Annotated in this window: 20 protein-coding genes and 1 tRNA gene; 12 read left to right on the top strand and 9 right to left on the bottom strand. The window is 40.7% G+C overall.

The features are described from left to right. Positions 1–433: 433 nt before the first annotated feature. The 3 genes from N0824_RS21590 (at position 434) to N0824_RS09440 (ending at position 2,905) form a co-directional block, all read left to right on the top strand. Complete coding sequence (locus N0824_RS21590) at positions 434–568, top strand: hypothetical protein (RefSeq protein WP_255420524.1); 135 nt, start codon at positions 434–436, stop codon at positions 566–568. 560 nt (positions 569–1,128) lie between these two features. Then, entirely contained in the window at positions 1,129–1,602 is a 474-nt protein-coding gene (locus N0824_RS09445) for a CRR6 family NdhI maturation factor (protein WP_108936574.1), read from the top strand. A gap of 94 nt (positions 1,603–1,696) precedes the next feature. Further along, complete coding sequence (locus N0824_RS09440; protein WP_108936573.1) at positions 1,697–2,905, top strand: 4-hydroxy-3-methylbut-2-enyl diphosphate reductase; 1,209 nt, start codon at positions 1,697–1,699, stop codon at positions 2,903–2,905. 176 nt (positions 2,906–3,081) lie between these two features. On the opposite strand, the gene N0824_RS09435 is transcribed toward N0824_RS09440, so the two are convergent. Both N0824_RS09435 and N0824_RS09430 read right to left on the bottom strand, forming a co-directional pair. After that, on the bottom strand, positions 3,082–3,267 hold the full coding sequence (locus tag N0824_RS09435) for a hypothetical protein (protein ID WP_002798718.1): 186 nt from the start codon (positions 3,265–3,267) through the stop codon (positions 3,082–3,084). A 4-nt stretch (positions 3,268–3,271) separates the two neighbouring features. Then, positions 3,272–4,117, bottom strand: coding sequence for a hypothetical protein (locus N0824_RS09430; RefSeq protein WP_108936614.1), 846 nt, complete (start codon positions 4,115–4,117; stop codon positions 3,272–3,274). A gap of 463 nt (positions 4,118–4,580) precedes the next feature. Between N0824_RS09430 and bchL the strand changes: the two genes are divergently transcribed. From bchL to N0824_RS09400, 6 genes are all read left to right on the top strand, one after another. Beyond that, the gene (bchL, locus tag N0824_RS09425) at positions 4,581–5,450 is read left to right on the top strand and encodes a ferredoxin:protochlorophyllide reductase (ATP-dependent) iron-sulfur ATP-binding protein (protein WP_108936572.1); all 870 of its coding nucleotides are present in this window, start codon (positions 4,581–4,583) and stop codon (positions 5,448–5,450) included. Positions 5,451–5,688: 238 nt separating this feature from the next. Further along, positions 5,689–6,453, top strand: coding sequence for a DUF5331 domain-containing protein (locus N0824_RS09420; protein WP_108936613.1), 765 nt, complete (start codon positions 5,689–5,691; stop codon positions 6,451–6,453). A gap of 16 nt (positions 6,454–6,469) precedes the next feature. Beyond that, on the top strand, positions 6,470–7,870 hold the full coding sequence (locus tag N0824_RS09415; RefSeq protein WP_046662684.1) for a ferredoxin:protochlorophyllide reductase (ATP-dependent) subunit N: 1,401 nt from the start codon (positions 6,470–6,472) through the stop codon (positions 7,868–7,870). Positions 7,871–8,039: 169 nt separating this feature from the next. Beyond that, complete coding sequence (locus N0824_RS09410) at positions 8,040–9,329, top strand: ATP/GTP-binding protein (protein ID WP_108936571.1); 1,290 nt, start codon at positions 8,040–8,042, stop codon at positions 9,327–9,329. Position 9,330: 1 nt separating this feature from the next. Beyond that, a complete protein-coding gene (locus N0824_RS09405; RefSeq protein ID WP_108936570.1) occupies positions 9,331–9,975 on the top strand; it encodes an RloB family protein in 645 nt (214 codons plus the stop codon). A 111-nt stretch (positions 9,976–10,086) separates the two neighbouring features. Then, the gene (locus tag N0824_RS09400) at positions 10,087–10,890 is read left to right on the top strand and encodes a nucleoside phosphorylase (RefSeq protein WP_108936569.1); all 804 of its coding nucleotides are present in this window, start codon (positions 10,087–10,089) and stop codon (positions 10,888–10,890) included. Here N0824_RS09400 and N0824_RS09395 read toward each other — a convergent pair. The 5 genes from N0824_RS09395 to N0824_RS09375 all read right to left on the bottom strand — a co-directional run bounded on the left by N0824_RS09395 (position 10,887) and on the right by N0824_RS09375 (position 16,290). Further along, on the bottom strand, positions 10,887–11,816 hold the full coding sequence (locus tag N0824_RS09395; protein WP_108936612.1) for a DUF1350 family protein: 930 nt from the start codon (positions 11,814–11,816) through the stop codon (positions 10,887–10,889). The genes N0824_RS09400 and N0824_RS09395 overlap by 4 nt on opposite strands. Before the next feature lie 209 nt (positions 11,817–12,025). Continuing rightward, positions 12,026–14,548: a glycogen/starch/alpha-glucan phosphorylase gene (locus N0824_RS09390; protein ID WP_108936568.1), complete on the bottom strand. Its 2,523-nt coding sequence runs from the start codon at positions 14,546–14,548 to the stop codon at positions 12,026–12,028. A gap of 198 nt (positions 14,549–14,746) precedes the next feature. Beyond that, positions 14,747–15,040: an RNA-binding protein gene (locus tag N0824_RS09385; protein WP_108936567.1), complete on the bottom strand. Its 294-nt coding sequence runs from the start codon at positions 15,038–15,040 to the stop codon at positions 14,747–14,749. 480 nt (positions 15,041–15,520) lie between these two features. Then, a complete protein-coding gene (locus N0824_RS09380; protein ID WP_108936566.1) occupies positions 15,521–15,814 on the bottom strand; it encodes an RNA-binding protein in 294 nt (97 codons plus the stop codon). Positions 15,815–16,035: 221 nt separating this feature from the next. After that, positions 16,036–16,290 (bottom strand): DUF3493 domain-containing protein, encoded by a 255-nt coding sequence (locus N0824_RS09375; protein WP_108936565.1) that lies wholly within the window; start codon positions 16,288–16,290, stop codon positions 16,036–16,038. Positions 16,291–16,357: 67 nt separating this feature from the next. On the opposite strand from N0824_RS09375, the gene N0824_RS09370 reads away from it, so the two are divergent. Further along, positions 16,358–16,429, top strand: a tRNA-Thr gene (locus N0824_RS09370). 200 nt (positions 16,430–16,629) lie between these two features. Here N0824_RS09370 and N0824_RS09365 read toward each other — a convergent pair. Together N0824_RS09365 and N0824_RS09360 are read right to left on the bottom strand one after the other, a co-directional pair. Beyond that, positions 16,630–17,133, bottom strand: coding sequence for a hypothetical protein (locus tag N0824_RS09365; RefSeq protein ID WP_108936564.1), 504 nt, complete (start codon positions 17,131–17,133; stop codon positions 16,630–16,632). Positions 17,134–17,171: 38 nt separating this feature from the next. Further along, positions 17,172–18,140, bottom strand: a complete 969-nt coding sequence (locus N0824_RS09360) for a DUF4351 domain-containing protein (protein WP_108936563.1) — start codon at positions 18,138–18,140, stop codon at positions 17,172–17,174. Between the two features lie 248 nt (positions 18,141–18,388). On the opposite strand from N0824_RS09360, the gene N0824_RS09355 reads away from it, so the two are divergent. Together N0824_RS09355 and N0824_RS09350 are read left to right on the top strand one after the other, a co-directional pair. Further along, positions 18,389–19,894, top strand: coding sequence for an AAA family ATPase (locus N0824_RS09355; protein ID WP_108936562.1), 1,506 nt, complete (start codon positions 18,389–18,391; stop codon positions 19,892–19,894). A 12-nt stretch (positions 19,895–19,906) separates the two neighbouring features. Further along, the gene (locus tag N0824_RS09350; RefSeq protein ID WP_108936561.1) at positions 19,907–20,416 is read left to right on the top strand and encodes an SH3 domain-containing protein; all 510 of its coding nucleotides are present in this window, start codon (positions 19,907–19,909) and stop codon (positions 20,414–20,416) included. Positions 20,417–20,456 lie beyond the last annotated feature (40 nt).

Below are 20,456 nucleotides of genomic sequence, written 5' to 3'. Positions count from 1 at the left end.
AAGTTGTGTGTAAACATAGCAACCCTCCAGATCTCTACAGTTCTATTGTACCTTTATTCTTGGTTCGAGTGCGGGAGAATGTAATAATGTGTATTATTCGTCAGAGAAGACTCAACCTTTGTTTGTTTTAAAGGTAGTCGCAAGTGTGAGCGGATTAATTTTCCTGAGCTTGTTCAGCGATTCCCTCAGCAGGATTACCAGTTGACTCTTTGCTTCTTTGTGCGATCTAGTTTGAGGATTTGTCTGGTGTAAAGTAATTGATAAAGTAGCTAATTTACCCGATATCACTCTCTTTGATAATCCCGATGGATTGAACTTAATTAAGTTAAGGGAAAAAGGGTTAAATTCTCTAGAATAATTATCCTGAGAATTGGTCATTTTTGAGAAACCGACTGCCTCCCCTGCTGCTAATGCAGAATAGGAAATCTAGCAAATGTTTCGCACTTTAGCCACCGATAAAATAACCATAGTAATTAGTCATCGATTAGCTCTTTGTCAAGGGGAACTGATGAGCAAACGAGGACAATATCACCTTATGTTTACCCGTCAAGCTAATAGTTATCAATAACCTGAGTTCCCGATTTTGCCGAGTAAAAAACCCCCAGTGTTCAACCGAGGTTAAATTGTAGGAGAAATCCAATCATGAGGATTAAACCTCTTGCATAATTAATTTTTGATGGTTCAAAAACGGCAAAAATAAGGATTATAGCGTTTCCCAATCTCATGAGGTACACCAAAATCTTAACTCCTGAATCCTGAATCCCGAATCCTGACTCCTGAATCCCGAATCCTGACTCCTGACTCCTGACTCCTCAAAACCTAAGACTCTGTACCTCACAACTATGGGAATTGCTATAAATTGCATAAAATTTGTAAATAGACCATTTAATTGATTATTATTCATTCTTAATTCTCCTGACTACTGACTACTGACTCCTAACCCTAACAACAATTTTTGATTTTTACAAGAGGTCTATTTTAGTCCAGTTTCCCTCTCTCACTCCGGAGTGAGAGAATAGTCATACTTAGTTTTTTTGTCCCAATCGAGGGTATTTTCTGAGATAGATCATTGCCGATCTGGGGATAAAAAACAGTAATTTCGCCCGATATAACCTTTTATTTGCCCCTATGACTGTCAAAATCGCTCTTAACCCCAATCAAATCCAAAATCTCGATCTTTCATCTTTAGAGACTATTATTCAAGATTATCAGTCGCGAGCAGCGATCGCCGAACTGGAACAAGCTCTACAATTAGAGATAGATTATCCTCGTGCGGAGGGTGATGTGCGAGAATTATCGGAGATACCGGAAGTCAGGCTGTGGTTTCTGCGTTTAGATGCGGTTTATCCCTGGTTAATCTTTATTCTTGACCCAAAACATGGAGAAATCGCCCGTTATGCTGCTATGTTAGTCCCCCATCAATTCCATCGCGGGGAAGGAATTCAATATAATCCCGAAGCTTTAGAGATTTTTGTGATGCAAAAACTCTTTATTTTGTCTGATTGGCTGAAAAGTCAGCAAATTCCTGCTTTATCTCGCTTAAAATTTTTCGCTCAACAGTTTGGTTACGATATCGATGAGGAATTTCTATCTAGTCTCTAAAGACCCCCTGCGCTGACTAGATAAGGTATTTTTAATATATGGCAAGCTACTGTCTCGCCCAATTTAGCGCCACCAATACCCCTATCAGAGAATCATGGATACAAAATCCTTTAAACGCACCCTACAGCAATCGGATAACTATAACCGCAAGGGATTCGGTCACAAAGAGGAAGTAATGGATGCGATGACCAATGAGTATCAAAGCGACCTGATCCAAAAAATTCGTGAAAATAATTATCGTTTAGAACGGGGTGACGTAACGATCTATCTCGCTCAAGCTTTTGGTTTTTGTTGGGGGGTAGAACGCGCTGTTGCTATGGCCTACGAAACTCGTCAACATTTTCCCCTGGAACGTATCTGGATTACTAACGAAATTATTCACAATCCCTCGGTTAATCAGCGTCTGCGCTCCATGGCCGTGGGTTTTATTCCGGTGGAAAATGGCCAAAAAGATTTTACTGTGGTGGAATCGGGGGATGTGGTGATTTTACCTGCTTTTGGGGCTAGTGTCTCGGAAATGCAAATACTTAACGATAAGGGTTGCATGATTGTGGACACCACTTGTCCCTGGGTTTCTAAGGTGTGGAATTCCGTGGAAAAGCACAAAAAAAGCGACCACACTTCGATTATTCACGGGAAATATAATCACGAAGAAACGATCGCCACTAGCTCTTTTGCCGGCACTTATCTAATCGTTTTAAATTTGGCTCAAGCTAATTATGTCGCTAATTATATTCTCCACGGTGGCGATAAAAACGAGTTTTTAGAGAAGTTTAAAAATGCTCATTCCCAGGGTTTCGATCCCGATCGCGATCTAGATTATATCGGTATTGCCAATCAAACCACGATGCTGAAAAGTGAAACGGAGGAAATTGGCAAACTCTTTGAGCATACTATGTTGAGAAAGTACGGACCGATCGATTTTAAAGATCATTTCATGAGTTTTAATACCATCTGTGATGCCACTCAAGAGCGTCAAGATGCCATGTTTGAACTGGTGAAAGAACCGCTTTCTTTAATGGTGGTAATTGGCGGTTATAATTCCTCTAATACCACTCATCTACAGGAAATAGCGATCGAGCGTGCCATTCCCTCCTATCATATCGATAGTGCCGAGCGCATTCTCCCCGGTAATCGCATCGAACATAAACCTTTAGGTGGCGATTTAATTATCACCGATAACTGGTTAAATGAGGGAAAAATTGTCGTCGGAGTAACTTCCGGTGCTTCCACTCCCGATAAGGTGGTAGAAGAGGTAATCGAGAAAATTTTTGCGCTCAAATCTTCTTTAGTCCCCGGTTAATTAGCCTAGGTATGTTAGCCTTTGGCAATGGCTGCATCTCAATTTTGGAGAAATATCTATGGCTCACCATCAGTTATTTTTATCCGTGGGATTGCTGACAAATTGACCTTTGGGTTAATCATTATCAGTAGAACCGTTCGGCTCTTCTCGCTTCTCTCTGGAGAGCCAATATTTTCCTAAAAACGGCGGGTTTTATCGATTCCGTAGATAATTCCCGTCACCACGGAAGAGAGAATTAATAACAAAATTAATCCTCCGGGTAAAAAAGATAATATTCCCATGCCGCGCAATATATAAACTAACACAGTCACTAATAGGAAACCGAAAAAAAGAGACTTTAAATAACTAGAATTTGAGCGCATTTACTTAGATTAACACTTCCTCTTGAGTTAAGTTTAACTTTTCGGCAATCATTGCCAGGATTTTTTCTTCCCTTTTTCCGTTACTGATAGATTCCAGTAACCGGCAATTGAGGATAATTTTTTCCCCGTTCGCTAGAGTTAAAATAATCCTCCAGTAATTAGACCCCAAAAAGCCTTTGTAATCTTCTACTTTTGCCCCAACAATTCTCTCTAGAAGATAATCACTTTTACTTCTAAAAATTAAATGTTGTCGCCTACGGGTTAGGGTAGCGTTGCCTTGATTAAAGACATAACTCTCCCAATAGCTGGCATCATAAAGTAACAATAGACCTGACAATAAGCATAACATACCCCAGAGATAATAGGGATAATTATGATGCTGTTCTAGCAGTGCTGACAAGGTATCTAGGGGACTTTTGGCAATAATTCCCCGATTTTGATATCTATTCACAAAACTATCAAATTGAGTTTTAAAATTACTAGCTGACTGCACATCCCGAAAATTCTCGATGTAGAGATAGTTATTTCTTCCGACCAATAAAACCGTGTTATTAACAGTTTTTTTCTGCTCAACACTGATAAAAACTTCCTGATAGACAGCCGTAGCTTTAATGTGAGTTAAAGAAAAATTTTCCCGACTAGAAACAGGAAAATTATACTCTTGGACATATTGACAATCTATTCTTTTTGTGCCTAACCGAATGCAGTCGAGATAAGCGCGCTGGAAATAAACCACAGAGGCTAAAAACAGCAAGGGAAACCCAGCCAGAAAAAAACCCAGAAAAGGACGATATTTAGGAGCCTTATTCTCTAATAAGAGAGTAGTCAGCGTTTTTTGCTTAACTCGCATAGGAAATTCCATAGGTACTTTCCCCCAATTGTACGAAGGCCTTTAGTAATCCTTATCGTTCTGAGGATAGATTTATTTAATCTGCTGACGGGGAAAATTGTAATGATTATTCACGAAAATCCTACATCGGTCTCTAGACTGCCTCTATCTTGACCCTTTTTGTCCCGGTTTGCCACGGTAAAACCCTGTTTATCGAGTTTTTGTAAAGCTTTGGCGTTTTTTGTTTATTGTTTGTATTTAAAGTAAATATATAAACAAAGCTGTTTTTATAAGTTTTTATAAATTTCAGAAACGCTATAAGCTCTAAAAAATTATTTATCTAATTTTTACTTTTTTAATCTCACTCTAGCTATAGCAGACAAAAATTGAGCCTCTTTCCAAGGGGTGGGGAGATGGTCAATAATGGCGATCAAAGAACTGATAAACAAACTCACCATTCAAGCGCACATTTAGGAGAACTTCCATGCCTTTAACACTCGCAGTCTACGGAAAAGGTGGCATCGGTAAATCGACAACAAGCTGTAATATTTCGGCCGCTTTAGCCAAAAGAGGTAAAAAAGTCCTACAAATAGGCTGTGATCCCAAGCATGATAGCACTTTCACCCTGACAGGCTTTCTTATTCCCACAATCATCGATACCCTCCAAGAAAAAGATTTTCACTACGAAGACATCTGGCCTGAAGACGTTATCTATGAGGGTTACGGTGGTGTCAAATGTGTGGAAGCAGGTGGCCCTCCGGCCGGTGCCGGTTGTGGCGGTTACGTCGTCGGGGAAACGGTGAAATTATTAAAAGAATTGAACGCTTTTGATGAATTTGACGTGATTTTGTTCGATGTTTTGGGGGATGTGGTCTGTGGAGGATTTGCCGCACCCTTAAATTACGCCGATTACTGCATAATTGTCACAGATAACGGCTTTGACGCTCTTTTTGCCGCCAATCGCATCGCCGCTTCCGTCCGAGAAAAAGCGCGCACCCATCCCCTGCGACTAGCCGGATTAATTGGTAATCGCACCTCAAAACGCGATTTAATTAATAAATATGTAGATCATGTTCCCATGCCAGTGTTAGAAGTTTTACCCTTAATTGAAGATATTCGCGTCTCCAGAGTTAAAGGTCAAACTCTCTTTGAAATGGCCGACAAGGATCCGATGTTAAGTTATGTTTGTGACTATTATCTCAACATTGCCGATCAGATTTTAGCCAAACCAGAAGGAGTTATTCCCAAAGAATCTGCCGACCGGGAATTATTCACTTTATTATCGGATTTCTATCTTAATGCCGATAAACCCAAAGTTAACGCCGAGGAAGAATTAGACCTGATGATGGTTTAGATTATTTTGTAGGGTGGGTTAGCTACAGCGTAACCCACCAATAACCACCAATAACCACCAATAAACTCTTTTTATGGGTGGGTTACTGCAAATAATTAACTTATTAGTTAATAGCCTAACTTATCGTCGCCTAACCCACCCTACCCACGAATTTTATCGAGGACTTGATAATGATCATTTTTTCCTCTCATTGGGAATTCTAATAGGGAAAACATCATTATTTAGCCAAGGGGACAAAATGAGCAACTTTGAGGAATTAAAAGCCAGCTTACCGCGGCGATGGTTAGATTACTACCAAAATAATCAAGCTTGGATTAAGTCTTTAATGGATTCTAGAGGCTGGTGGCGAAAAACTCCCGACGGTGGTAAACGTCCCAGTGCTGACATAATTATAGCGGCAGCAACAGCTTTAGAACCTAAGTTGTCAGTGTGGATGTATCCCTTTTGTCAACTTAGTTCCGATGGGGACAAACTGGTAGAAGTCTTAGGACTAAATTTTGATTCTGAAAAAAAGGAGTTGGAAAAATCGGAAAAAGAATTACTGATTTCTAATTCGCACACTGAATATCTCAACGGATTCCGAGAAAAACAATTATCAGTCGAAAAAAACAAAGTAATTATTTTTGAGGAATTGCTAAAAATCTTACCAGATAAATGGTTAGATTACTACCAAAACAATCAACCGTGGATTAAGTCTTTAATGGATTCTAAAGATTCGTGGCGAAAAACTCCCGACGGTGGTAAACGTGCCAGTGCTGACATAATTATAGGTGCGATTACCGTTTTAGAATCTCAATTATCAGTGTGGATGTATCCCTTTTGTCAGCTTAGTTCCGATGGCAACAAACTTCTAGAAGTTTTAGGATTAAATTTTGATCCTGAGAAAAAACGACTAGAAAAGAAAGAAAGAGAATTAAGTAATTCTTTATATCCTACTGAGGATCCTGTACTGCAAAAAATCCGCCAAGAGTTACAACAAGAAAACCTAAATAAACCAAGTTAAAGGAGAACCTAAAAACATGACCGCCACTCAAGAACCGAGCGCTTTACAATTTGATTGTGAAACCGGCAACTATCACACCTTTTGTCCGATTAGCTGTGTTGCTTGGTTATACCAAAAAATCGAAGATAGTTTCTTCCTTGTTATCGGCACAAAAACCTGTGGTTACTTCCTGCAAAATGCCATGGGGGTGATGATTTTCGCCGAACCGCGTTATGCTATGGCCGAATTAGAAGAAGGGGATATTTCCGCTCAACTAAAAGACTACGAAGAACTAAAACGCCTCTGCTTACAAATTAAACGAGATAGAAACCCTAGCGTTATCGTTTTTATCGGTACTTGTACCACCGAAATTATCAAAATGGACTTAGAAGGATTAGCACCGAAACTAGAGTCAGAAATCGGTATTCCTATCGTGACAGCGCGCGCTAATGGTTTAGATTATGCCTTTACTCAAGGGGAAGATACCGTCCTCGCTTCTATGGTGCATAAATGTCCCGAAAAAGTTAAGCACGAAGAGGAAAAAGAAGAACGGAATGCTATCCAGAAACTCTTAACTTTTGGACGTAAAAAAGAAGAAATTAAACAGGAAGAATCGGAATATAAAGACCATCCTCCTTTAGTTTTATTTGGGTCTGTTCCCGACCCGATTGTGACCAATTTAACCCTAGAATTAAAAAAACAAGGAGTTAAAATTGATGGTTGGTTGCCGGCCAAACGCTTTACCGAATTACCGGTAATTGAAGAAGGTTATTATGTGGCTGGTGTCAATCCTTTTCTATCACGAACTGCCACCACTTTAATGCGTCGTCGTAAGTGTAAATTAATTGGCGCACCCTTTCCCATCGGTCCGGATGGAACCCGCGCTTGGATAGAAAAAATCTGTTCTGTTTTGGGAGTACAACCGCAGGGATTAGAAGAAAGAGAGGCAAAAATTTGGGAAAGTTTAGAGGATTATCTGCAACTTGTGCGCGGTAAATCGGTCTTCTTTATGGGGGATAATTTACTAGAAATTTCCCTGGCACGTTTCCTAATTCGTTGCGGGATGACTTGTGATGAAATCGGTATTCCCTACATGGATAAACGCTACCAAGCGGCCGAATTAGCATTACTAGAAAAAACCTGTAATGATATGGGTGTTCCCATCCCGAAAATTATCGAAAAACCTGATAACTACAATCAGATTCAGCGCATTTACGAGTTAAAACCCGATTTAGTGATTACAGGAATGGCCCATGCAAATCCCTTAGAAGCGCGGGGAATTAACACTAAATGGTCGGTAGAATTTACTTTTGCTCAAATCCACGGTTTTACCAATGCGCGAGATATTTTAGAATTAGCTACTCGTCCCCTGCGTCGCAACAATAACCTCAAGGAATTGGGTTGGGATAAGTTAGTTAAAGAGTCAGCAAAAGTGTAAATTTGTTTTCAAAAGGCTACAATCATCAGGTAAGGAAAATCAATTCCTTACCTTTTTTCTGTGATTGTTTGCCGATTCTGAGGACAATTCTTGTTCAAATGCTCAACAAGTGCATAAAATAAAAGTATCGTCTCCTTTATTCCTTAGAGACTTTTAGGGTTAATATGCAATGCTCATCGGATTTAGTGTCGGCAATTATCGCTCTTTTAAAGATGTAGTCACTCTCAGCATGGTAGCTGCGGAGGATGCCTGTGGTAATGATGAGCTTGATAAAAATAATGTTTTTAAGGTTAATCAACAATTTAGTTTACTGAAAAGTGCCGCTATTTATGGAGCAAATGCCAGTGGTAAGAGTAATTTAATTCTGGCATTCAATTTTGTGCGATGGTTTGTCATGAATTCTGCAAAATTACAAATCACTGACAAAATAGATGTGGAACCCTTTAGATTAAATACCGAAACTGTTGATAAACCATCCTTTTTTGAAATAGTTTTTCAGCTAAAAAACAAAACTTATAGATATGGATTTGAAGTAACTCAAAAGCAAGTAGTTTCCGAATGGTTATTTTGTACGCCCAGAAGTCGTGAAACTAAAATTTTTAATCGGCAAGACGATAAAATAGAATATAGCAAAAATATTGAACAAGGTAATATACTAAGAGGATTGACCAAAAAAAATACTCTGTTTTTATCACTAGCGGCTCAATTTAATAATTCTCTAGCGGTGGAAATTGTCTCTTGGTTTAGTCACTTAGGTGTTGTGTCAGGGTTAGATGTGGAATTATTAAAAGCGATTACGCTTGAGCATCTTTCTAATAGACAAGATTTGATTGATGATGTGATTAAGTTAATTAAAAAATTAGATTTAAGTATTGACAATCTCAACCTAGAAATAGAAAGCAGAAAAATTTCCTTAGACAGTCTCCCGCAAGATTTACCGGATGTTGTCAGAAATATCATCAGTCACTCTAGCGGTGAAATAAAGTCCGCTACCATAAAAACCTATCATCCAAAGTATGACTCAACAGGTAAAATGATTGAGTTAGAAATTTTTGATATGGACAATCATGAATCTGATGGAACTAAAAAGATTTTGGCTCTGTCAGCACCGATTTTAGACACTTTGCAAAGAGGGAAAGTTTTAGTAATTGATGAATTGGATGCCAGACTTCATCCTTCAATGACTAGAAGTATAATCGAATTATTTAATTCTCAGAAAACTAATCCCAAAAATGCTCAACTTATTTTTACTACTCACGATATTAATTTACTTAGTTATAAATTTTTAAGGAGGGATCAAATTTGGTTTACCGAAAAAAATCATCAAGGAGCAACAGATTTATATTCTTTGGTGGAATTTGCTGATATTAATAATAATACCTTTGAAAAAGATTATATTCAAGGTCGTTATGGAGCAATACCTTTTATTGGTGATTTAAGTACAATTATTGGTAATTAGTATGAGTAACAACAGGAATACTTCTGATTATTTGCGTCGCCAAACTAAGACTAGAGAAACAAGAAAAAGATTTTTAATTGTTTGCGAGGGAGAAAAAACTGAAGTTAACTATTTTAAGGCTTTTGCTGTTCCTAAGAAATTTGAAGTTATGGTGAAAGGTGAAGGTAAAAATAGCTTGAGTTTAGTCAACAAAGCTATTCAGATTATAGATAATCTAAAACAAGATGACTCATTTGATCAAATCTGGTGTGTTTTTGATAAAGATAACTGTTCTAAAGAGCAATTTAATCAAGCAGAAAGACTGGCTAAAGAAAATAATGTCAAGATTGCCTATTCTAATGAAGCTTTTGAAATTTGGTTTATTTTACACTTTCAATATCTGGATATTGCCACATCCCGAAGTGAATACCTAACAATTTTAACTAAACAGATGCAAAAGTATGGATTATTAAACAAGAAAGAAAAATATAAAAAAAATCGAGAGGATATGTACGAAAAATTAAAGCCATACCAGACAACAGCAATAACTAATGCAGCAAAACTTATTCAAGATAGAGATGAAGCAAAAAAACATCCTTTTGATGCCAATCCCTCAACCACAGTACAGGAATTAGTGCAAGAACTTAACATCAATAGTCGTCCTTAAGCTTGATTCTATTTTGTCAATAATTAAATATTTAATTTCAATTTAAACCTAAAGTTGTTATAATAACCAAAAGCCTATTTAACCAAAGTAACTGCTCTTAATTTAATTTAAATGTCCAATATCTTATCTCACCAAAAACCCTATCATCTCAACTTTAGCAGTGAGGATTTAGGCACGGCAAAACCGACTATCACCCTATTATCGGGGGAACCAGAACGCTCACGCTATATTGCTGAAACTTATTTACAAAATGCACGTTTACTATCGGATTATCGCGGATTAAATAGTTATCTTGGCTATCTAGATAATTCTACCCCAATTCTTCTGGCTACCAGTGGCATGGGTGCGCCATCTTTGAGTATTGTGGTTAATGAATTAATACAGGTGGGAATTAAAACTATTATTCGTATTGGTACTTGTGGCGCAATTCAAAATAGAATAAAAATTGGTGATATTATTATCTCCCAAGCGGCTTTATGTAGGCAAGGTGCAGCTAATGATATTGCTCCTCCGGAATATCCCGCAGTGGCGGATCCTTTTTTGACAGTTGCTCTAGTCAAATCGGCTCAATTTTTGGGAGTAAATTATCATGTAGGTATTACCGCTTCTGTGGATAGTTTTTATGAAGGACAGGAAAGAATCCTGTCTTCTGCTAACCCTTATCTTCAGCGTCATTTAGAGGGAATTACGGAAGAATATCGACGTTTAAATATTCTCAATTATGAAATGGAAGCGGGAACTTTATTTAAAATGGCGGGGGTTTATGGATTTACTGCCGCTTGTATTTGTGCTGTGATTGCCCAAAGAAGTAAAGAGGAAGGGATTAGTTTAGAAAGCAAACAACAGGCCATCGAAAAAGCGATTCAGGTGGCAATATTGACCGTTAGCAACCTCTCCCTATCCTCAATTGATTAATTTTCAGAAATCATCTTCATTAAGACTTCCTCTTTTTCCTGACTTTGGGGATAACAGGAGATGAGTTTAGCGCGTAATTCCTGAATTGATTTAATCACATTATCGGCTAATTCTTGGTCGCCATTGCGCCAGCCAAGGGGTGCTAGATGGGTGCGATTGGCTAAGGGAACTACTGGTTTTAAGAGTTGTTGACTTAGTTCTTTAATGAACCAAGCTACTGTATCTTTAGCCTGTAGATCCTTAGCAAAGGCGATAATTTCCAAGAGTCGAAATAGGTTACTATTGCTAATTAAACAACGGGTTTCCTGCACGTTTGGCTGTACATCTAAACCCAAACTCTGCACTAATTTAGCTAGGGCCGCTATGGGAATTGCACTATCTATGCCAGCAATTACAGGAGCCAGTAAAAGCGAGGGTTGATTTTTCAGAGATACGGCATGGACATCGGTATTATTTAGCGATTTTTGGATATCTTCGGCTTGATTTTTGCCGACACAACCACTCAAAACCTGTTCTAGTTCTGTGTTTTCCACATCACTTAAAACCTCTAAAAGGGAGATATATTTACACCCTAAACTATGGCCCATCCAAAAATAATTAGGATTACCAGCAGTCGGATCTTCTAAATACAAATCAAGGTTATTTTCATAGCCTAAAAACTTAGCTTCTTCATAAATAGCCTTTCTCAATCCAATCAAATCTTTGACCATTTCTAGGGAAACATTCCAATGGCGAAAAGTAAAACGATAGGGAATAGCAATAACAGTATAGCCTCGTTCAAAGACTTGTTTGAGCAGATAACGATAGAACAGATTGGGAAAAGTGCCGAAGAAAGCACCACCGATAAAATAGACAACCCCAATCGGTTTAGGATTGATAGCAACCCAGTGAAATTGCAGGGGAATAAACTTAAATTCTGCTGTCATTGTTTTCCGGTATGTAATTGTTAATTTGGCAATTAGGGAAACAATCTTATAAGGATTAAAAATCTCGACGGCTAAAATAATTGATCGCCTTGTGTAATCAGGGTACATTAATTTGCTCAAAAAAGTGTATTTTATTGCGAATATGTAATTATTTTTGACAAAAGTAAAAAAAATTTGGGGCGGAGATTAACCCACCCCGAAACTTCTTCTTAATCCTCTAAACTAATCTTGACCGGATTAACTTTCCAAATCTCTTGACAATATTCCCAGATTGTGCGATCGCTAGAGAATTTGGCCATGCGAACCGAGTTAAGAATCGACATCCGCGTCCACTTGTCTCGATCGCGATAAGCTTCACTTACCTGTTCCTGACAATCAGAGTAGGATTGATAATCAGCTAAAAGCATATACTGGTCATCGTAGAGGAGAGAATCGACGATCGGTCTGAATAATTCCGTGTCACCATGGCTAAAATAACCACTCTTAATTCGATCGATCACTCCCTTCAATTCGCGATTATTTTTGTAATAGCTCATCGGTTCATAACCGTGGGCCTTCTTAGCATAAACTTCTTCTGCTGTCAAGCCAAAAAGGAAGAAATTTTCTGCCCCTGCTTCCTCGCGAATTTCGATATTAGCACCGTCCAGAGTCCCGATAGTGAGGGAGCCATTCATGGCAAACTTCATATTACCGGTTCCGGAAGCTTCCTTGCCCGCCGTAGAAATCTGTTCGGAAAGATCCGCCGCCGGATAGATGCGCTGACCCAAAGAAACGTTAAAATTAGGCAGGAAAACCACTTTTAAACGACCTCTGACATCAGGATCCTTATTAACAATTTCAGCTACAGCATTAGTTAACTTAATAATTAACTTCGCCATAAAGTAGCCGGGGGCTGCCTTACCACCAAAGATAAAAGTGCGCGGCACAATATCGACGTGGGGGTTCTGTTTAATGCGATTGTAAAGGGCGATAATGTGCAGAACTGCCAGATGTTGGCGTTTGTATTCGTGAATCCGTTTTACCTGCACATCGAAAATCGAATTAACATCCACCTCGATATTGCAGGTTTTCAGAATATAAGCCGCTAAATCGGCCTTATTCGCCTGTTTAATTGCATACCAACGCTGACGGAATTCAGGATCATCAAGGTATTGTTCCAGTTTTCGCAATTCCTTCAGGTCTTTTAACCAATTATCGCCGATTTTTTCGGTAAATAGTGCCGATAATTGGGGATTGCTCAATAAAATCCACCGGCGCGGGGTGACACCATTGGTTTTATTGTAGAATTTTTCTGGCCAGAGCATGGCAAACTCTTTCAGGGTATCTTTTTGCAGTAACTCCGTGTGTAAGGCAGCGACTCCGTTAATCGAGTGACTACCCACACAGGCTAAATTAGCCATGCGAATTTGTTTATTACCCCAACCAGCTTCTTCAACTATTGACAATTTGCCCAATAATTCCTCGTTATCGGGAAACCAAGTCCGCACATCGTCGAGGAAAAAGTGATTGATCAGGTAGATAATTTCTAGATGTCGGGGCAGCAGTTTCCCGATCAGAGCCGCCGACCAACGTTCTAGGGCTTCCGGCAATAGGGTATGATTGGTATAAGCGAAGGTTTTTTGGGTAATTGTCCAAGCTTTTGACCATTCTAAGCCGTTTTCATCCACTAACAAACGCATTAACTCAGCGATCGCAATGGCGGGGTGAGTGTCGTTCAGTTGAATAGCGGCGGTTTCGTGGAAGTTTTGCAGATTTTTGTGGTTTTTTAGGTGAATGCGAATTAAATCTTGCAGGGAAGCGGCCACAAAAAAGTATTGTTGGGCGAGACGTAATTCTCGACCGGCGGGGGTGTTATCGTTGGGATAAAGGACTTTAGAAATGGTTTCTGCGTCCATTTTTTCAGCCACGGATTGATCGTATAACCCGGCGTTAAAAGCCTCAAAATTAAACGATTCACTCGCTTCTGCTTTCCAGAGACGCAAAGCGTTCACCGTGTTGGTTTTATAACCCGGGACGGGGGTATCGTGGGGAATGGCTAAAATCCGACGTTCCGGCAGCCATTGGACCCGTTCCTGTCCCTTATCATCGTGATAGATTTCCGTCCGGCCTCCCAGTTTTACTTCCACACTTTCATCGGGACGGGGTAATTCCCAAGGATTGCCGAAGCGTAGCCAGTTATCGGGGATTTCCACCTGCCAACCGTTTTGGATGATTTGATGGAAAATGCCAAATTCGTAGCGGATACCGTAACCGATGGCGGGAATTTCTAGGGAAGCAAGAGAATCGAGGAAACAAGCCGCTAAACGCCCTAAACCGCCGTTTCCGAGGCCGGGATCTGGTTCCTGTTCGATAATTTCCTCAAAATCAAGACCTAATTCCTCGATCGTCTCTTTGATTAGGTCATAAATACCCAAATTAGCGAGATTATTACCTAAATACCGCCCCATGAGAAATTCGGCGGAGAAATAGCAGACGAGTTTAACTTTTTCTTGTTTGTAGGTGTCGGTGGATTTCAGAAAACGACGCAGCAGGCGATCGCGAACGGTGTAGGCAAGGGCGACATAGTAATTGTAGGGACTGGCATTAGTGCGGTTAACCCCTTGCAAATAAAATAGATTGTCCAGAAAAGCCCGTTTTAGGGTTTCGGGACTCATGCCCGTGCGATCGTCTTCAACTAAAGTGGGGCATTGAAGCACTTCACGCCCATCAGCTAGGGTATAGGTTGTCTCCATGGGTTTTTTTTGTCCATATATTCGGGAGTCGATCGCCGATCAGACCTGATGACGATATCCTTTATAGTTTACTTGTTACCTTTTGGAGAGACTCAGACATTTAGATTTCTATTGGTTTTGAGGGGAGCAGCGATCGCAATTACCAACAAAAAAAGGGTGAACCCTGTCCACCCTCCCACAATTATTCACAAAAAAAGCTTAATAGCGTTTTTTTCTGTCACCACCACCACCATTGAAGGGCGTGCGCTCTTCACGCTCGCGGGCTTCGTTAACTTTAATTGATCGCCCCATCCATTCAGCACCATCCAGTGCGGCAATCGCGGCACCTTCCTGGGCTTTATTTTCCATTTCCACGAAGGCAAAACCGCGTTTGCGGCCTGTCTCTTTGTCCACGGGAATATGAACCCTTTTAACCTTGCCGTAGTCTTCAAAGACCTCGACCAGATCATCTTGGGAAATGTCGTAAGAGAGATTACCAACAAAAATAGACATAATACTTGAATCCTCGATCAATACTCGAAACGGTGTGGAGACACAAAATTCAGGGAGAAGCCGAACAATACTAAAGTAAAAAACTTACCAGATTAATACTGGAAACGAACTTGAACACTAATCTTGACTCTCGCCTCGATCATAACACAGAAAGAGTCGATCGCCGATCAGAATCTGATGACGATATCCCTTATACTTTACTTGGGGTTTGCTGAATAAATCTAAAAACCTTGTTAGATAAGGTTTTTAGACTTTTTTTACCTCAAAAAGTGCTGACCCTTGGAGTGATCGGGGGTAAAATTCAGGTACTTTTTCCCTGAAAATTAGGTAACTGACCCCCTGAAAATGGGTAAAACCCCACACCCCACACCCCACACCCCACACCCTGCCCCCACGAAAAACTTTTTGCCGCAAACCCTAATTAACGACAAAAAAAGGGTGAACCCTGTCCACCCTCCCACAATTATTCACAAAAAAAGCTTAATAGCGTTTTTTTCTGTCACCACCACCACCATTGAAGGGCGTGCGCTCTTCACGATCGCGGGCCTGGTTAACTTTAATTGCTCGCCCCATCCATTCAGCACCATCCAGTGCGGCAATCGCGGCACCCTCCTGGCCTTTATTTTCCATTTCCACGAAGGCAAAACCGCGTTTGCGGCCTGTCTCTTTGTCAACGGGAATATGGACTCTTTGGACCTTGCCGTAGTCTGCAAAGACATCGACTAGATCATCTTGGGAAATCTCGTAAGAGAGATTACCAACAAAAATAGACATAATACTTGAATCCTCGATCAATACTCGAAACGGTGTGGAGACACAAAATTCAGGGAGAAGCCGAACAATACTAAAGTAAAAGACTTACCGGATTAATACTGGAAACGAACTTGAACACCAATCTTGACTCTCTCTTCGATCATAACACGAAAAGACTAGAGTTAATGTTAACTTTTATTCTTCAGGGGAAGAGACTATTTTGGCTATCGGTGGCTACTCCCTCAACCGCCAGCTTTTTTTTCCCGACGAAATAACCAAATCATCAGGGCCACCACACCGGTTTGTAGGGCAAAATTGGGTAAGGCGGTGGCTACGTCCCTCGCTGCCGCTAATTGGGCCAGAAAAACCACCGCACCGATAAAACCAGAAGCCCCTAAACCGAGATAGATAAACTGCCGCAGCCCTCGATAGGGATTGGCCGCTTCCGCTTTCAAGCGGGCGTATTTTTGGGGATCGAGTCGAGGGGATTTGCTCATAAAAAAATCTAAAAATCTTTCTAGCTCTGTATCTATTGTCCGTGATATAATCGGAAATTGGCAATGTGCCGATGTAGCTCAGTGGTAGAGTAGTTGATTCGTAATCAATTGGTCGTGGGTTCAAATCCCATCATCGGCTTAGGGTTTTACCGCCTAGAAGTTGACTAGGAAATACCGAAGTCCGCCTGAATAAATCCAAAAACCTTATTGGATAACACTTTTAGACTTTTTTAGACTTTTTGACCATCCAAAGGTGTCGGACCCCGGAGTGATCGGAATTGGTAAAACCCCACACCCCACACCCTGCTCCCACCAACCAACTTTTCCGGCAAACCCTAGTTACTGAAGAAAAGGTTGCATAATTTCTGTGATCGCCTGACGTTGGCGATCGTCATATCCCCAGCGTTCTAGAAAGGCTTGATATTCTCCTTGTCCTGTGTTTAAACTGCTGGCTAGTTGTTGTAATTTTTCCCCCAAGGCTGGCGACAATAACTCCTTAATTAGTTGACTGGTTTTTTCTTGAACTTTCTCAGAACCTCGGGCGTTTTCTTCGTCTCCTTGACCGCGATGATAGATGACCATTGCCGTGGACATAGCCAGATTTTTAACCAATAATTCATTCACCAGTATCGGGGAAGTTTTTAAAGCCGTGATTACTTCTAAACTAGGATATTCCGTATAGGATAAATCGCTGGTTAAATAAGTAACAAAAAATCCTCTAGCTCCATTTTCTGTCGAGACTAACTCAGTAAGTTTTTGAGTGATTGTGTTGGCATCTAAAAACTCAATTTGACTTAGTAAATCTTGAGTTTCTTGGATAGCATTTTCAAAAGTTATAACCATAATATAAATAGCTTTCTGTGAAGTTTAATAGAAAAATACTAAGCATCTAAATCATTTAACCAATTAGTTAAATCTTCCCCTGTCGAAAAATCTAATAAAGCTTCCCCCACTCGTTCCAGATCATCAATATTCAAGGTCATAATCCGACTCTCTAGAGTCACATCAATAGCTCCTAACTTACGTTTAATCAGACGGACAATTAGATTTCTTTCTCTTGCTAAACCCTGTTCTAAACCCTGTTCTAAACCCTGTTCTAAACCCTGTTCTAAACCCTGTTCTAAACCGCGACGCATCCAACTGGTGGTAATCTGCATAACTCCCTCCTGTTCGGGTTGAATAAATGTGCTAATCTCCTGTTGAAATTCTATCTCCTCGGACGAGTTGAGATTGAGATAGGTATCGACAAAGCCTGAAATCAATTGCATTCTAGCAGCATCTAATCTTAATGTTACCAATAATCTTAGACATTGTGCCTTAACTTTTGCTCTATCCCGAGCGGCAATTTTCATCTTGGCCATCAAAGCGGCGGCGACGGGATTAGCTTGATTGAGAAAATCTCGCCAATGCAAGCGATTTAACTGGACAACTTGATAGTTAAATTCTAACACTTTTAAGTCAGGAAAATCAATTTTGTATTGACGAATTGCTTCTTTTTGTGGACGCTCATAGGAAAATATGACAATCGGATAAACTGGTAAGGCAAATTTTTGATGCAGACGAGCGAAATAATTAAACATTCGCCGATTAAATTCCGGTTGAGAGCTAGACTGTGCTTCTAGATGAATTAAGAAAAATGATGATTGTCCTCGAAATTGAACTTGGGCGACTAAATCACTTTCATACTTTTCTCCTTCCGTGACATCGGTAAAGACTTCTTTGTCTAAAAATGTGATCTGATTAGGCTCTAAATAATTAATAACCGCGGGGAAAAACAACTGAATAAATTCAACAAAAAAAGTCGAAATTAATTCCTTAAATAAACGATCATGATCAATAACATTATTCATACATAGCAGTTATCCTAATGGTGAGGTAGAAAGTTTTCCTTTTGGGGAGTCGGTCGCCGGCCGTCGATATCAAAATTAGGTTACACTTCATCTTGAGGATAAAGGCGGTCAATTACTCGTTAAGACTACACTAGAACAGGGAGCTGCAGAGAAGAAGTCCGAGCATTTGTACTAAAATATCCAAGAGACGGCTAACTGCTATATTTTTTGATGACGATATAAATAGCAAAAACTATAGACGAATAGCTATGAGCTTTGGTGAAGAATTTGAATTACTGCTGCGGGCCCGCTATCCTCTCATCTATGTTACCACCCTAGAAGAAGAACGTCTCGAAAAAGCGATCGCCGATATTGCCAAACAGAGCCATAACCGTGCTGTCTATGTCTGGGATTTCGTGGATGGTTATCAAGATAATCCCAATAATGAGAACTTTGCTCGGCGTAATCCCCTGCAAGCTCTTGAATTCGTCGAAAAGCTGCCGTCTAACATCGCCGCCATCATAATTTTACGCGATTTCCAGCGCTTTTTAGAAGATATTTCCATCGCCAGAAAATTGCGAAATCTGGCCCGTTCCCTGAAATCTCAGCCCAAAAACCTAATTATCGTCGCTCCCGAACTGTCTATCCCCTCAGATCTCACCGAAGTAATCACCGTCGTCGATTTTCCCCTCCCCAGTGGCGAAGAAATTAAACAGGAAATCCAGCGATTAATCGCCGCCACCGGACAACCCGTCAAAGAACCACTCCTCGATGAATTAGTGCTTTCTGCCCAAGGATTATCCCTAGAGAGAATTCGTCGGGTTTTAGCCAAATGTTTAGCCAGTCACGGCAAAATTGAGCCAGAGGACGTGGAATTAATTTTGGCAGAAAAACGCCAATCGATTCGTCAAACCCAGATATTGGACTTTTATCCCGCCACAGAGCAGATTTCTGACATCGGGGGCCTAGATAACCTCAAAGATTGGCTGATTCGTCGCGGTGGTGCCTTTAGTGAACGCGCCCGCGCCTACGGTTTACCCAATCCCCGGGGTTTACTATTGGTGGGAATTCAAGGGACGGGTAAATCCCTGACAGCGAAAGCTATTTCCCATCATTGGCACTTACCTTTACTGCGTCTAGACGTGGGGCGTTTATTTGGCGGATTGGTGGGAGAATCGGAATCGCGTACCCGTCAGATGATTAATCTCGCCGAAGCTTTAGCTCCCTGTGTGCTGTGGATAGACGAAATCGATAAAGCTTTCGCCGGAGTGGATGGGAAAGGCGACGGAGGAACCACCGGGCGAGTTTTCGGGACTTTTATCACTTGGTTAGCCGAGAAACAATCGCCAGTTTTTGTCGTCGCTACAGCTAATAACATCCAATCTTTGCCCCCGGAAATGTTGCGAAAAGGACGCTTCGATGAGATATTTTTTGTCGGACTACCTAGCCAAAAGTCCCGCGAGGAGATTTTTAGCGTTCATCTGGGGAAAGTCCGGCCCCATAATCTAAAAAGTTATGATATAAAGCGACTAGCCTACGAAACTCCCGATTTTTCGGGGGCAGAAATCGAACAAACCATCGTGGAAGCGATGCACATCGGGTTTAGTCAAAATCGCGACTTTAGCACCGATGATGTGCTTGAGGCCGCTAGTCAGATTATACCCCTGGCCCGCACTGCTCAAGAACAGATCCAATTTCTACAGGATTGGGCTAAGTCAGGTAAAGCTCGTTTAGCCTCTCGCGATGATCGTTTTAATGTTAATCCTAACAGTTAATTTAGCACCAATATGAAGCGTTTATCTGGTTTATTGCAATTTATGGTCGGTTTTGTCCTGGGAGTGGCGATTCTGGTCGGTGGGGCTACTGCTGTCGCCTATATGCTTCTCTCTGGTATGAATTCTAATCCTCCTAAACCCGTCTTTACCGAGGAGAAAAAAGAGGAAACTAAGGAGGAAAAAGCTGCTAAACCCATCCCCACTACTCCCCTCCAAGAACAACCCCAAGCTGAGGTGAAAGAGTCTCCCAATGCCCCAGCACCAAAAGCTGCCCCGAAACCCAGTCCCGAAGCAAGTAAAAAAGAAACCACATCCGAGGGTTATCAAGCGCGGGTGACATGGCAAAGCGGTTTAAGTCTGCGCTCTGAACCTACCAGTGAATCGACTCGTCTCGGCGGTCTGGATTACAATACTAAAGTCAGTGTGGTGGGAACCAGCAGCGATGGGCAGTGGCAGCGCGTACGTCTGTCCGATGGTCGCGAAGGTTGGATTAAAGCGGGTAATATTTCTAGAGTCGAGTAAATATTTAGAAGGGTTAGGTTTTAGGTTTTCTCAATCTAAC

The sequence above is a fragment of the Microcystis sp. 0824 genome (assembly GCF_003112475.1).
In the GTDB taxonomy this organism is placed as follows: domain Bacteria; phylum Cyanobacteriota; class Cyanobacteriia; order Cyanobacteriales; family Microcystaceae; genus Microcystis; species Microcystis aeruginosa_C.
Note: the sequence above shows the minus strand (reverse complement) of the source record. Positions and strands in the feature narration are given on the sequence as shown.

What these genes read in the sequence shown, in the direction of transcription:
- N0824_RS09390 (WP_108936568.1), bottom strand. Translation starts at nt 14,548, where the DNA reads ATGGAGACAACCTATACCCTAGCTGATGGGCGTGAAGTGCTTCAATGC.
- N0824_RS21590 (WP_255420524.1), top strand. Translation starts at nt 434, where the DNA reads ATGTTTCGCACTTTAGCCACCGATAAAATAACCATAGTAATTAGTCAT.
- N0824_RS09405 (WP_108936570.1), top strand. Translation starts at nt 9,331, where the DNA reads ATGAGTAACAACAGGAATACTTCTGATTATTTGCGTCGCCAAACTAAG.
- N0824_RS09350 (WP_108936561.1), top strand. Translation starts at nt 19,907, where the DNA reads ATGAAGCGTTTATCTGGTTTATTGCAATTTATGGTCGGTTTTGTCCTG.
- N0824_RS09440 (WP_108936573.1), top strand. Translation starts at nt 1,697, where the DNA reads ATGGATACAAAATCCTTTAAACGCACCCTACAGCAATCGGATAACTAT.
- N0824_RS09435 (WP_002798718.1), bottom strand. Translation starts at nt 3,267, where the DNA reads ATGCGCTCAAATTCTAGTTATTTAAAGTCTCTTTTTTTCGGTTTCCTA.
- N0824_RS09395 (WP_108936612.1), bottom strand. Translation starts at nt 11,816, where the DNA reads ATGACAGCAGAATTTAAGTTTATTCCCCTGCAATTTCACTGGGTTGCT.
- N0824_RS09445 (WP_108936574.1), top strand. Translation starts at nt 1,129, where the DNA reads ATGACTGTCAAAATCGCTCTTAACCCCAATCAAATCCAAAATCTCGAT.
- N0824_RS09365 (WP_108936564.1), bottom strand. Translation starts at nt 17,133, where the DNA reads ATGGTTATAACTTTTGAAAATGCTATCCAAGAAACTCAAGATTTACTA.
- N0824_RS09385 (WP_108936567.1), bottom strand. Translation starts at nt 15,040, where the DNA reads ATGTCTATTTTTGTTGGTAATCTCTCTTACGACATTTCCCAAGATGAT.
- bchL (WP_108936572.1), top strand. Translation starts at nt 4,581, where the DNA reads ATGCCTTTAACACTCGCAGTCTACGGAAAAGGTGGCATCGGTAAATCG.
- N0824_RS09430 (WP_108936614.1), bottom strand. Translation starts at nt 4,117, where the DNA reads ATGCGAGTTAAGCAAAAAACGCTGACTACTCTCTTATTAGAGAATAAG.
- N0824_RS09355 (WP_108936562.1), top strand. Translation starts at nt 18,389, where the DNA reads ATGAGCTTTGGTGAAGAATTTGAATTACTGCTGCGGGCCCGCTATCCT.
- N0824_RS09415 (WP_046662684.1), top strand. Translation starts at nt 6,470, where the DNA reads ATGACCGCCACTCAAGAACCGAGCGCTTTACAATTTGATTGTGAAACC.
- N0824_RS09400 (WP_108936569.1), top strand. Translation starts at nt 10,087, where the DNA reads ATGTCCAATATCTTATCTCACCAAAAACCCTATCATCTCAACTTTAGC.
- N0824_RS09360 (WP_108936563.1), bottom strand. Translation starts at nt 18,140, where the DNA reads ATGAATAATGTTATTGATCATGATCGTTTATTTAAGGAATTAATTTCG.
- N0824_RS09380 (WP_108936566.1), bottom strand. Translation starts at nt 15,814, where the DNA reads ATGTCTATTTTTGTTGGTAATCTCTCTTACGAGATTTCCCAAGATGAT.
- N0824_RS09420 (WP_108936613.1), top strand. Translation starts at nt 5,689, where the DNA reads ATGAGCAACTTTGAGGAATTAAAAGCCAGCTTACCGCGGCGATGGTTA.
- N0824_RS09410 (WP_108936571.1), top strand. Translation starts at nt 8,040, where the DNA reads ATGCTCATCGGATTTAGTGTCGGCAATTATCGCTCTTTTAAAGATGTA.
- N0824_RS09375 (WP_108936565.1), bottom strand. Translation starts at nt 16,290, where the DNA reads ATGAGCAAATCCCCTCGACTCGATCCCCAAAAATACGCCCGCTTGAAA.